Source organism: Sutcliffiella horikoshii, from assembly GCF_020524325.1.
GTDB lineage: Bacteria > Bacillota > Bacilli > Bacillales > Bacillaceae_I > Sutcliffiella_A > Sutcliffiella_A horikoshii_D.
The window spans coordinates 110,775-122,631 of the sequence record NZ_JAIVKY010000006.1; the positions used below are offsets into that span (position 1 = coordinate 110,775).

The window sequence follows — 11,857 nt, forward strand, 5'->3', positions numbered from 1 at the left end:
AAAAGCATCCGAGAAAAAATCGAATGCTCTAAGATGCCTTCTTCTTTTTTAAACTTAACCAAGTGATTTTCGGCTCTGTCTTCTGGATGATTCTACCAATATTTTCCCGGTGTTTAAAGATGACAAATGCTGTCAGTAATGACACCGCAATAATAAGTGGAAGGTCTCCAAAAGCAATGCTATAAATGGTGGTTACCACTCCGGTCAACATAGAAGATAAAGATACATATTTCGTTAAAAACAAGAAAAGAAAGAAGCAAAATAACATTAAGCCGAACAGAAGCGGACTGGCGAACAATAGAACTCCACCTGAGGTTGCTACTGCTTTACCGCCTTTAAATTTCGCAAAAATAGGATAAACATGTCCGACTACGGCACAGGCGCCAGCAAGAAGCGGATGAATGTCAGCTCCAAGTAAGAAAGGCAACGAGGCAGCGAGTGTCCCTTTTAAGATGTCGCATATCGTTACAATCATTCCTGCCTTTACACCTAATGTACGGAACGTGTTAGTACCACCTAAATTCCCACTTCCGTGTTCACGGATGTCAATTCCATAACCTACTTTACCCACTACAAGTGCAAAAGGAATGGAACCGATGAGGTATGCAAGTATAATAATTAATAGTTCAGTCATTCATTAAACCCCTTTATGTAATAATCCCTATCTTTAATATATGTTAAATTTAACAGGAAGCAAAGGGTTTATTGCAAGTTATCGCGAATTTTTTATGAGTAAGTACTAATATCAGGTTGTTATACGTTGTTAAAACTAGGCTAAACGGGTATAACAGTAAGAATTAACTTTTTTAGAAAAGGAAGGGGACAAAAAATGAATATTGAAATACCTAGCAGAGAAGAAATCGGAAAGATATTGAAAAAGAGCAAGCGGATTGCTGTAGTTGGATTATCTGATAACCCTGCACGTACATCCTATATGGTATCAAAAGCAATGCAAGATGCAGGATACGAGATTATTCCAGTTAATCCTACTGTAAATGAAGTCTTAGGCGTGAAGGCTGTTCCCACTTTAAAAGAAGTGGAAGGGCATATTGATATTGTCAATGTATTCCGTCGTTCTGAGCATTTATATGGAGTTGCAGAGGAATTTTTACAAGTAGATGCAGACGTTTATTGGGCACAACTTGGACTTGCTGATGAAAAAACCTACGAACTGTTGAAAGAAAAGGGCTATACTGTCATTATGGATCGTTGCATTAAAGTGGAACACGCTTTAACAAAATAGGTCAGACGCGTCCTTGTTTTTATAAAAAAACAAGGATTTTTATTCATTTAATGACAATTTGCGCCAGATTATATTGGCTAAAGTCTAAGAACCCTATACAATAGAACATAGACAAGTTTCAAATGTATGATAATATATAAACGAATATTTGTTGTGAACAAACAACAAATCCGTGTAGATAAAAGGAAATTCATACATAACGTGATTTATTGGTAGTAGTAGTGAAAGGGGTATGTTTTTGGTGGCAAAAAATACGTTTGAATATAACGATGATGCGATACAGGTATTAGAAGGTCTCGAGGCTGTACGTAAACGTCCTGGTATGTATATTGGAAGTACGGACAGCAGAGGTCTTCATCACCTTGTATACGAAATCCTTGATAATTCCGTCGACGAAGCCTTAGGCGGTTACGGGGACCATATCATTGTGACGATACACAAAGATAATAGCATAAGCGTGAAGGATAAAGGCCGAGGTATGCCTACCGGAATGCATAAAATGGGAAAACCTACCCCCGAAGTAATTTTAACGGTATTACATGCAGGTGGAAAGTTTGGTCAAGGCGGATACAAAACGAGTGGTGGATTACACGGTGTAGGTGCCTCTGTCGTAAATGCTTTATCCGAATGGTTGACGGTAACAATCAAGCGGGACGGTATTGTTTACGAGCAGCGTTTTGAAAATGGCGGCAAGCCAGTAACAACGCTTGAAAAGATTGGTACAACTAATCAAACCGGTACAACGATTCATTTCAAACCGGACACAACAATCTTTAGCACCACAACATATAATTTCGAGACACTATGTGAACGTCTACGTGAATCTGCCTTTTTATTAAAAGGGTTAAAAATAGAGCTGAATGATGAAAGGAATTCTGTTAAAGAGGTATTTCATTATGAAAGCGGCATTGAAGCATTCGTCACTTACCTTAATGAGGAGAAGGATTCGCTTCACAATGTCGTTTCTTTTGAAGGTGCTCAAAACGGGATTGAGATAGATTTCGCTTTTCAATTTAATGACGGATATTCTGAAACCATCTTATCTTTTGTTAACAATGTTAGAACGAAAGACGGCGGGACACATGAAGCTGGTGCAAAAACAGCAATGACCCGTATTTTTAACGAATACGCCAGAAAAGTGAATCTTCTAAAGGAAAAAGACAAAAATTTGGACGGATCTGATATAAGAGAAGGATTATCTGCGATTATTTCCGTTCGCATTCCAGAGGAACTCTTGCAGTTTGAAGGACAGACAAAAGGGAAACTTGGGACCAGTGAGGCGCGCTCTGCGGTAGATAGTGTAGTTTCAGAACATCTTGCTTACTTTTTAGAGGAAAATCCTGATACCAGTTCGATGCTCGTTAAAAAATCTATTAAGGCCTTCCAAGCCAGAGAAGCGGCTAGAAAAGCAAGAGAAGATGCTAGGAGCGGGAAAAAGCGAAAACGTTCTGATGCGATGCTTAGTGGGAAATTGACTCCAGCTCAATCCCGTAACCCTCAGAAAAATGAGATTTACCTGGTAGAGGGCGACTCTGCAGGAGGTTCCGCAAAACAAGGCCGTGATCGCCGTTTCCAAGCAGTGTTGCCACTTCGAGGAAAAGTCATTAACACGGAAAAAGCGAAACTTGCAGATATCTTTAAAAACGAAGAGATCAATACGATTATTCATGCAATAGGCGGTGGAGTTGGACCGGATTTTTCAGTGGAAGACATAAACTACGATAAAGTGGTTATCATGACCGATGCCGATACAGATGGTGCGCATATTCAAGTGTTGCTATTGACCTTCTTTTATCGCTATATGAAGCCGCTTATTGAAGCTGGAAAAGTGTTTATCGCCCTTCCACCTCTTTACAAAGTAAGCAAAGGGACCGGGAAGAAAGAAGTATTGGAATACGCTTGGTCTGATGAAGAGTTGCAAGGAGCTATCCAAAAGATTGGTCGCGGTTATACTATTCAACGTTACAAAGGTCTAGGGGAAATGAACGCAGATCAATTGTGGGAAACAACCATGAACCCGGATACCCGTACCCTAATTCGCGTACGAATCGACGATGCAGCTCGTGCTGAGCGCCGTGTAACTACACTAATGGGTGATAAAGTGGAACCAAGACGTAAATGGATTGAAAGCCATGTTGCCTTTGGTTTGGAAGAGGACCCTAATATTCTTGAAAATGATAACTTGTTGGTCGCAGCAGAGGAGGTATAACAGATGACACAGATAGAGAAATTTCACGACTTACCCCTAGAGGAAGTTTTAGGCGACCGATTTGGACGTTATAGTAAATATATTATCCAAGAGCGTGCATTACCAGATGCACGTGATGGACTTAAACCAGTACAACGACGAATTTTATATGCCATGTACGCAGAAGGAAATGTACATGATAAACCATTCCGTAAATCTGCCAAAACTGTCGGTAACGTAATCGGTAACTATCATCCACATGGAGATTCCTCTGTGTATGATGCTATGGTCCGTATGAGTCAGGACTGGAAGGTAAGAAATATGCTTATCGAGATGCACGGTAACAACGGTAGCATTGATGGTGACCCACCAGCGGCGATGCGTTACACGGAGGCAAGATTATCACCAATCGCATCCGAGCTTTTACGTGATCTTGATAAAAAAACAGTAGAATTTATTCCTAATTTTGATGATACCTCTCAAGAACCGGTTGTTCTTCCTGCGATGTATCCGAATCTTTTAGTTAATGGTTCTACCGGAATCTCTGCAGGATATGCAACAGACATACCACCACATCATCTCGGAGAAGTTATTGATGCAACCATCATGCGTATCGATAACCCTTCTGTTACAGTGGATGAGCTTATGACAGTGGTCAAGGGACCAGATTTCCCTACCGGGGGTATTATTCAAGGGGTAGAAGGAATTAAAAAAGCCTACGAAACTGGAAAAGGCAAGATCATCGTGCGCGGGTTGGCTGAAGTGGAAGACATCCGTGGCGGAAAGCAGCAGATTGTTATCACTGAGGTTCCATATGAAGTGAACAAAGCAAATCTCGTAAAGAAAATTGATGAACTTCGATATGACAAAAAAGTGGACGGTATCTCAGAAGTACGTGACGAAACCGACCGTACAGGCTTACGTGTTGTCATCGAGTTAAAAAAAGAAGCAGATGCAAACGGTATATTAAATTACCTTTATAAAAATACCGATCTGCAAATCACATTCAACTTCAACATGGTTGCCATCTATAAAAAGCGCCCGACATTAATGGGATTACCTCACTTTTTAGATGCGTACATAGATCACCAGAAAGAAGTAATCTCAAATCGTTCACGCTTTGAGTTAAACAGAGCAAAGGAACGCCAACATGTTGTAGAAGGCTTAATGAAAGCCCTGTCTATTCTAGACGAAGTAATTGCTACAATCCGTGCTTCCAAAGACAAACGCGACGCTAAAGATAACTTGATTGCCAAGTTCACTTTTACAGAACCGCAAGCGGAAGCCATCGTTTCCTTGCAGTTATACCGTTTAACTAACACTGATATCACAGCGTTGCAAGCAGAAGCGGATGAACTTGCTAAGAAGGTTGCAGAATTAGAAGCAATTCTAGCAAGCGAGAAAAAACTGTTTTCTGTCATAAAATCTGATCTCAAGCGTGTGAAAAAGCTTTATACCAATGATCGTCGCTCCCGAATCCAGGACCAGATTGAGGAACTAAAAATTAACTTGGAAGTGATGATTCCATCAGAGGATGTCATCGTGACGGTCACGAAGGATGGGTACGTAAAACGTACAAGCTTACGTTCCTACTCAGCATCCAATGGGCAGGATTTCGGCATGAAAGAAACCGACCGAATCATTTCTAAACTGGATATCAATACAACACAAACGTTGCTATTGTTCACTAACAAAGGTAATTATCTGTATCTGCCAGTCCATGAACTACCTGATATCCGCTGGAAGGACATGGGCCAGCACGTGGCAAACATTGTCCCAATTGACCGAGATGAGTCCATAATAAAAGCAATACCTGTAAGTAATTTCGAGGACCCTAAATTCTTGTTGTTTGTAACACGTAATGGGATGGTCAAGAAAACAGAGTTGAGTGCTTACAAAGCACAACGCTACTCTAAGCCATTAATGGCCGTAAACCTTAAAGGGGATGACCAGGTAGTCGATGTGCATCTAACAGACGGCGCTCAGGATATCTTCTTGGCAACGAGAAGCGGATATGGACTTTGGTTTACGGAAGAGGAGATTAATGTCGTTGGCGTCCGTGCAGCTGGGGTGAAGGGTATAAACTTGAAAGAAAGTGATTTTGTAGTGAGCGGATTAGTATTCGTGAAAGAATCAAAGGCCATGTTGTTTATCGCCACTCATCGAGGGGCCGTGAAGAAATTGAAAATTACTGAGTTTGATAAAGCAACTCGAGCTAAACGCGGGCTTGTCATGCTTCGTGAAGTAAAAAATAATCCACATCAGATAGCAGCAGTTGATCTTGTGGAGCCTTCAAGTTTCATTTATGTACAAACAGATAAAGGTACGGTGGAGAAACTAGCTGCCGCATCTTACCGTAACAATGACCGCTATTCAAACGGATCTTTCGTCCTGGACCAACAGGAAGCAGGAGATGTAGTGGAGATGTGGGTCGAGACGGAAGAGGAAGTAGAAGGTAAGGAAAAATAGAAATTAGACCGCTTTTCTGCGTGAGGTTTTCGCGTGGAAAGGCGGTTTTTTGTTTGTTGTGTCAAATTTTTGGTGAAAGGGTGCTTGAAAAGACAGTAGTTAGTTTACTGGATTTATATTATGTAAACTTAAGGTGAGTTAAAATGCTAAAAGTGTAGAACATCTTAATTTTGAGGTAGAAGGTTGTGTGGGAAATGTAGAAGTAAATCCGGGAAATGTAGAAGGTAACAGTTTTATGGTAGAAGGTCACGAATTAAAGGTAGAACAGTTCAAAATATGAACAGATTCTCCACTTAAAAATTAATTCTGAAACAGAAGAGAATGCAATAACTGATATAATATGGAGTAAATAATGCACCAAGAAAAATTAATACAAGCATATCTATTAAAACGGTCTAATAATATAGTGGAGAAAAGAGAGGGGATGTATTATGAAGCCAGTATTACTAGTTGTAGATGTACAAAAAGGATTTGATGATCCAGCATGGGGTCAACGCAATAACCCGGATGCAGAAGATAGAATGCTAGAACTTATGAAAGCGTGGAGACAAAAAGATTTTCCTATCATACACGTTCAACACGTATCCCAAGATCCAAACTCTAAACTTCATCCCAGCAACCCTGGATATGCTTTAAAGCTGGGATTTGAGCCGATGGAAGATGAATATTTTATCCGTAAAAATGTTAACAGTTGTTTTATCGGAACAGAATTGGACAGTTACCTAAAGAAAAATGGCTATCAAACACTAATTGTTATTGGATTAACCTCCAATCATTGTATATCTACTACAGTAAGAATGGCTGGAAATCTCGGGTATAGAACATATGTTTGCAGTGACGCAACTGCAGCATATGAGACTGTTTCCTATGACGGTTTGAAGCTATCAGCAGAAGAAGTTCATCGTTACGCTTTATCGGCATTACACCAAGAATTTGCAGAGGTTATTACAACTCATGAAGTGAAAAAATTGTTTCAACAAAAAACAATAAAGAATTAATAAAAACAACGCCATTGCAAAGTGGCGTTGTTTTTCAATAATGAGTCCGATCAATTTTTTTACTCCAATTTATAAATGGTTGCAAGGAGTTTACTAGAGGTAAATGAATAAAAGGGAGGGTTCGATTTGCAGGATCAAGTTGAACTTCACGATAAATAAACTCGTCATCAAAATGAATGGCTGCAGCGTCTTTTCGGTCTGCAGCAAAATATACGGTTGGAATTCGTGCCCAATAAATAGCGCCAAGACACATCGGACAAGGCTCACAGCTGCTATAAAGTATACAATCTTTAAGTTCAAAGGTTTGTAAACTATTGCAAGCCTGCCGTATAGCCATAACTTCAGCATGGGCCGTTGGATCGAGATTACTGGTCACTTTGTTGACACCTTCAGCAATTATTTGATTGTTTTTTGTAATAACTGCGCCAAATGGACCGCCATTTTCTTTAACATTTTGTACAGCCAAGTCAATGGCGCGGTGAAGAAAGAATTCGTGCATATGCTTTTCCAAAGAAACACCTCCACAGAAAGGGATTTCTAACATCTTATTGCATTTCTTTAGAGTTAATACGCTTGAGAAATAAATACATGTAAATATTATTAGCAGCAATGGAGGAACAAAATTAAAAAATGATTGCGGTAATACTATTATGTAAACCGTAATGAAAAGAGATGACTGTATATGATGATTAAAAATAAATGATATTAGGGACAATAGATCAAAAAATAACTAAATCTGATTAGCCAGAAATACTTGATTGGTTTAAGGTTTTAGGTTTGATAATAATGATTGTAAGTTTATTGAACAAATCCAATTAAAATTAATAAATAATTAAACGATGTATTTTAATCATTTTTTTAATTTCGTCTCACTATCATAAGTTTACTTTGTTTTTGATACAAAATAGCTTTTTTTACATAACTTCCTATAATAAGTGTTATGTAGACCCCGAAGAAAATAAAAGATTAGAGGAGTATTAAGTTACTCCTCTAATCTCAAGTATTTATATTTTTGTTATGATTTTAATATTTGCAAATCGATCATCAGTTTTAATCCAATTCTCTAACTGCTCAACAGAAATATTTGCATGTAAACGTGCTTTATTTATAGAGTTGTAAAACTTTAACTCTTTAAGGAATACTCTTTGCTTAGTAGGATTTTTTGGCGCTTTGTTTATTAACTGTTCAGCTGTTAACTCTTCTTTATTGTAAATATCAAACTTTCTTTTCAGATATAATTTTTTATCATTGTATATCCAGTCTCCAAATTGTTTTATGGTCTTTTTGCCGCTTATGTAAATTCTGAAGTGATTATCTTTGCTCGTAATTATTGGGTCGAATCCTTTGTCTTCGAGTATATTTCTTAACTCTAAAATAAAGGAATATGAACCTCCAACAAAGTTTATCATATTTCCTTTTTTATATATACTTCCATCTCCATCAAAATAACCTCTTATAAAATGATGCATATATTCTTCTGGTACATAAGGAAATTTAACCGTTTTAGATTTGTTTGGTGTTAAACCATGTATATTCATCAGGTCATCTTTAATAATTTTGCTGTTTATATTAAGGAAATATACCCCATTTTTATATTCCCCAATTGGATGATTAGATTTCATTTCATGCCTTATTTCATCAAGAATTTCAATTTCCTTTTGTGCAAAACTTACTGTTTGTCCTTCTCCACTTATAACGCCATCTGCTAAAAAAATCCTAATATATACGCCATGTTCGGTGACCAGCACTTGAAATAATCCTCATTTATATGATATTTCCTTTTCCAATGTCCCCTTGGTCGCAGTTTCACATTATTTTTCTTAAGAATTTGTGTAATTCTTCGGCTAGTTACATTCCCTTCGATTGCAATCTCAGTGGTACTCATGCCATCTTCATACATTTTAATAATTTCTCGGAGGTCTAAGGTGATTTTTCTATTTGGCATCTGCTTCATATTTTCGCCTTCCTCTCCTCTAGTTCTAGATCTAATTACCTATATTTCTATTATACGAACATTTGTTCTTAAGTGCAAATAATAGCACTTCCCCTCATAAAAAAAGAAAAAACCGCCCATCACTGAGCAGTTTTTTCTTCCATCTTCATCAACTTAACTGTCAACCCGACAGCCCCCATCACCATGACTCCCCCAATCCATGGAGTATGAATCAGACCTATGGAATCCACAATAATCCCGCCTAACAACGATCCAATCGCTATCCCTACGTTAAATGCTGCAATATTGAGCGCAGAAGCCACGTTTACTGCAGAAGGTACATATTTTTCCGCAAGGTTCACGACCAACACCTGAAGTCCAGGTACATTCATAAATGCAAACATCCCCATTAAGAAGATCACAATCAACCCTACAACTTTAAATGGTGCTGCAAATGTCAACACAACCAAAATGACAGCTTGCATTATAAACATCCACATTAGTGCCTTCAAAGGGTTCTTATCTGATGCTTTACCGCCAATTACATTCCCTACTGCAACAGCGATTCCATAAACAAGTAAGATACCACTTACCCACTTTGCGCTAAATCCTGTGACGGTTTCTAAAAGTGGTGTCAAGTAAGTGAATGCCACGAAAGTCCCACCATATCCTAAAGCGGTTATCGCAAAAGCCATCAGAAGTTTACTGTTTTTCAACACATCAAGTTGCTCACGTAACGTTGATGGTGGTGCCTCTTTTAAATTGCGCGGAATTAGAATTGAACTTGCTACTGCTCCAATCACTCCCAACAAAGCAACTCCCCAAAACGTTGCTCTCCAGCCAAACATTTGTCCAATAAAGGTTCCTAGTGGTACACCTGTTACTGTCGCCACAGTTAATCCTGTAAACATCAATGCAATGGCGCTTGCTCTTTTGTCGGCAGGAACAAGATCTGCAGCAATAGTTGCCCCTATTGAAAAGAAGATTCCGTGTGAGAAAGCAGTGATAAACCGTGCCACTAATAGTAATTCATAACTATTGGATAGTGCTGCTACTGTATTACCAATAATAAATACAATCATTAGGGAGATAAGTAACGTCTTTCGATTCATCTTATTTGTTAGTGCGGTTAAAACTGGTGCACCAATGGCAACACCCATCGCATAGCCCGAGATTAATAAACCGGCCATTGTGATCGAGATGTTTAAATCATTTGATATCGTTGACAATAAGCCAACTGGAACGAATTCCGTTGTCCCAATTCCAAAAGCACTAATTGCTAATGCTAACAATGCTAACGTACTATTTCTTCTGTTTGTTTTAGTTTGATCTATAGAAATTGCTTGTGAATTCATCATAAATGCCTCCTTCATAATATGCAGATTACCTTTGGCGCCATTTGGTAACCTTTCGAGTTCTTATTATGAGGGCAGTGGTTATTAAATGTAAGTACGCACTTTAAAGTGAGGTAGGCACCTGGAAGTACCCTATTTACCTTTAAGAACATGGTGGTATAATGAGTGAAATAAATACCTTACAAAGAAGGGATACTTTATGAAGAAATACAATATTCCAGTGGAAGCTGCATTGGAAGTTATCGGTGGCAAGTGGAAAGTAGTGATCTTGTGTCACCTAATTAAAAGTAAAAGACGCACTAGCGAACTTAAAAGACTGATGCCTACTATTACGCAAAAGATGCTCACTCAACAACTTAGAGAGCTTGAGGCTGATGGTGTTGTCAATCGCATTATTTATAATCAGGTACCTCCTAAAGTAGAGTATGAATTAACTGATTACGGCTGGTCCCTGAAGCCTGCTTTGGACATGCTTTGTGCATGGGGGGAACACCATATTGAGAAAACCTACCCAGATAAAGAGTTAGTTTTAATTGATACAAATGAAAAATAAGTAACCCCCTTCCATTCCTTTGAAAGGGGGTTACTTCATTCATTTGGCAACTCTTCATAAGCCATCTTCCGAATAATTTTCTCGTGTTCTGGATACTTTTCCATTAATTCTGTTTGGGTGAACATTTCAAAATCCTTGAATTCGAAGCCAGGAGACACCATGCAACCAACTAAAGCATAACTATTTGGAATGTCGACACTTGAACCAAAAATAGAGTTTTTTGGAACTAATACCTGTGGTCTCTCCCCTTCACCTAAATTCAAACCTAACTTGTGTTGCTCATACTTCCCTGATTCTGTAATGACGTGGACGGTTAATGAACTGCCCCCATGAAAATACCATAATTCATCTGATTTTAACCGATGAAAGTGTGAAATGTTTTTATCTGTAAGTAAAAAATAGATGCTTGAATAGAGCTTTCGCTTACCATCGAAAGAAACAGATAGTTCATTATCAGTGATGTTTTCTCCTGACACGTATGTTTGTTTGTAAAAGCCCCCTTCTGGATGCGCTTCAAGCCCTAATGCCTCTACCCAATCTTTCACTTTATCAAGACTCATAATTGCTCATAGACTCCTTCCCCAATTAAAACGGAATATATAAAAGTATAGCAAACAAAAAGAAAAACCCAACAGAAATATTGGGTTTAGTCTTCTCTCTTCTTGCTTTCATGTACACTTAACTCTTCTGAGAACTCTGTTTGTAGTTCCATCGGTGGAGCTTCCCTCTTCGATTTCTTTCTCGGGTGATCTGGAAAAACACTTTTGACAAGGTATAGGTGAAAAAACACTTCAAAGACTGTGATGGTTAATGCTGCAATTGCAGATGGTAACAAGAATCCGCCACTTAAATTAGTTAAAATGTATACCATAAAAGCGATAGTGGCAAAGTTAAATACAAAGTCAAATCCAGCCGCAAATGTATAATTCGTTCGCGGCAATACCATATCATCCACTACAAAATACGAAAAAGTAATAAGGAGAACGGTTGTCAAAAGGATATCTAGGAACGAGATTTCAGCAAACTGATTTAAGAAAAAGGATAGGATTAAAAAGCTTGCAATGAATTTGATTAATATCGGCATTAAATGCTTCATATATTTCACTCCTTTTCCTTTG

General features: G+C 38.3%; 12 protein-coding genes. 5 read left to right on the forward strand and 7 right to left on the reverse strand.

Features of this window, described 5'->3' with window-relative positions; translation table 11 throughout:
- Positions 1–28 precede the first annotated feature (28 nt).
- Positions 29–634 (reverse strand): glycerol-3-phosphate 1-O-acyltransferase PlsY, encoded by a 606-nt coding sequence (gene plsY / locus LC091_RS07625; RefSeq protein WP_226681441.1) that lies wholly within the window; start codon positions 632–634, stop codon positions 29–31.
- Positions 635–829: 195 nt separating this feature from the next.
- Here plsY and LC091_RS07630 point away from each other — a divergent pair, with 195 nt between their 5' ends.
- From LC091_RS07630 to LC091_RS07645, 4 genes are all read left to right on the forward strand, one after another.
- Positions 830–1,243: a CoA-binding protein gene (locus tag LC091_RS07630; protein WP_226681442.1), complete on the forward strand. Its 414-nt coding sequence runs from the start codon at positions 830–832 to the stop codon at positions 1,241–1,243.
- A gap of 232 nt (positions 1,244–1,475) precedes the next feature.
- A complete protein-coding gene (gene parE, locus LC091_RS07635) occupies positions 1,476–3,452 on the forward strand; it encodes a DNA topoisomerase IV subunit B (protein WP_226681443.1) in 1,977 nt (658 codons plus the stop codon).
- Positions 3,453–3,455: 3 nt separating this feature from the next.
- The gene (parC, locus tag LC091_RS07640) at positions 3,456–5,900 is read left to right on the forward strand and encodes a DNA topoisomerase IV subunit A (RefSeq protein ID WP_226681444.1); all 2,445 of its coding nucleotides are present in this window, start codon (positions 3,456–3,458) and stop codon (positions 5,898–5,900) included.
- A gap of 431 nt (positions 5,901–6,331) precedes the next feature.
- Positions 6,332–6,898 (forward strand): cysteine hydrolase family protein, encoded by a 567-nt coding sequence (locus tag LC091_RS07645; protein WP_226681445.1) that lies wholly within the window; start codon positions 6,332–6,334, stop codon positions 6,896–6,898.
- 34 nt (positions 6,899–6,932) lie between these two features.
- Here LC091_RS07645 and LC091_RS07650 read toward each other — a convergent pair whose 3' ends face one another.
- The 4 genes from LC091_RS07650 to LC091_RS07665 all read right to left on the reverse strand — a co-directional run bounded on the left by LC091_RS07650 (position 6,933) and on the right by LC091_RS07665 (position 10,186).
- Positions 6,933–7,397 (reverse strand): nucleoside deaminase, encoded by a 465-nt coding sequence (locus LC091_RS07650; RefSeq protein WP_226681686.1) that lies wholly within the window; start codon positions 7,395–7,397, stop codon positions 6,933–6,935.
- Between the two features lie 505 nt (positions 7,398–7,902).
- Positions 7,903–8,646, reverse strand: coding sequence for an LAGLIDADG family homing endonuclease (locus LC091_RS07655; protein WP_226681446.1), 744 nt, complete (start codon positions 8,644–8,646; stop codon positions 7,903–7,905).
- Positions 8,604–8,852: an RNA polymerase sigma factor sigma-70 region 4 domain-containing protein gene (locus LC091_RS07660; RefSeq protein ID WP_226681447.1), complete on the reverse strand. Its 249-nt coding sequence runs from the start codon at positions 8,850–8,852 to the stop codon at positions 8,604–8,606. Before LC091_RS07660 ends, LC091_RS07655 begins: the two co-directional genes overlap by 43 nt.
- A 119-nt stretch (positions 8,853–8,971) precedes the next feature.
- Positions 8,972–10,186, reverse strand: coding sequence for an MFS transporter (locus LC091_RS07665; protein WP_226681687.1), 1,215 nt, complete (start codon positions 10,184–10,186; stop codon positions 8,972–8,974).
- A 199-nt stretch (positions 10,187–10,385) separates the two neighbouring features.
- Here LC091_RS07665 and LC091_RS07670 point away from each other — a divergent pair, with 199 nt between their 5' ends.
- Complete coding sequence (locus LC091_RS07670; protein WP_226681448.1) at positions 10,386–10,739, forward strand: winged helix-turn-helix transcriptional regulator; 354 nt, start codon at positions 10,386–10,388, stop codon at positions 10,737–10,739.
- Positions 10,740–10,774: 35 nt separating this feature from the next.
- Here the strand turns inward: LC091_RS07670 and LC091_RS07675 are convergent, their stop codons facing one another.
- Both LC091_RS07675 and LC091_RS07680 read right to left on the reverse strand, forming a co-directional pair.
- The gene (locus tag LC091_RS07675) at positions 10,775–11,299 is read right to left on the reverse strand and encodes a cupin domain-containing protein (RefSeq protein WP_226681449.1); all 525 of its coding nucleotides are present in this window, start codon (positions 11,297–11,299) and stop codon (positions 10,775–10,777) included.
- A gap of 86 nt (positions 11,300–11,385) precedes the next feature.
- Positions 11,386–11,835 carry a DUF2512 family protein gene (locus LC091_RS07680; protein ID WP_226681450.1) on the reverse strand — a complete coding sequence of 150 codons (450 nt, stop codon included), beginning with the start codon at positions 11,833–11,835 and terminating at the stop codon, positions 11,386–11,388.
- Positions 11,836–11,857 lie beyond the last annotated feature (22 nt).

Excerpts from the sequence above, each read along its gene's own strand:
- LC091_RS07650 (WP_226681686.1), bottom strand. The coding sequence starts at position 7,397 with ATGCACGAATTCTTTCTTCACCGCGCCATTGACTTGGCTGTACAAAAT.
- parE (WP_226681443.1), top strand. The coding sequence starts at position 1,476 with ATGTTTTTGGTGGCAAAAAATACGTTTGAATATAACGATGATGCGATA.
- LC091_RS07675 (WP_226681449.1), bottom strand. The coding sequence starts at position 11,299 with ATGAGTCTTGATAAAGTGAAAGATTGGGTAGAGGCATTAGGGCTTGAA.
- plsY (WP_226681441.1), bottom strand. The coding sequence starts at position 634 with ATGACTGAACTATTAATTATTATACTTGCATACCTCATCGGTTCCATT.
- LC091_RS07670 (WP_226681448.1), top strand. The coding sequence starts at position 10,386 with ATGAAGAAATACAATATTCCAGTGGAAGCTGCATTGGAAGTTATCGGT.
- parC (WP_226681444.1), top strand. The coding sequence starts at position 3,456 with ATGACACAGATAGAGAAATTTCACGACTTACCCCTAGAGGAAGTTTTA.
- LC091_RS07680 (WP_226681450.1), bottom strand. The coding sequence starts at position 11,835 with ATGAAGCATTTAATGCCGATATTAATCAAATTCATTGCAAGCTTTTTA.
- LC091_RS07665 (WP_226681687.1), bottom strand. The coding sequence starts at position 10,186 with ATGAATTCACAAGCAATTTCTATAGATCAAACTAAAACAAACAGAAGA.
- LC091_RS07660 (WP_226681447.1), bottom strand. The coding sequence starts at position 8,852 with ATGAAGCAGATGCCAAATAGAAAAATCACCTTAGACCTCCGAGAAATT.
- LC091_RS07645 (WP_226681445.1), top strand. The coding sequence starts at position 6,332 with ATGAAGCCAGTATTACTAGTTGTAGATGTACAAAAAGGATTTGATGAT.
- LC091_RS07630 (WP_226681442.1), top strand. The coding sequence starts at position 830 with ATGAATATTGAAATACCTAGCAGAGAAGAAATCGGAAAGATATTGAAA.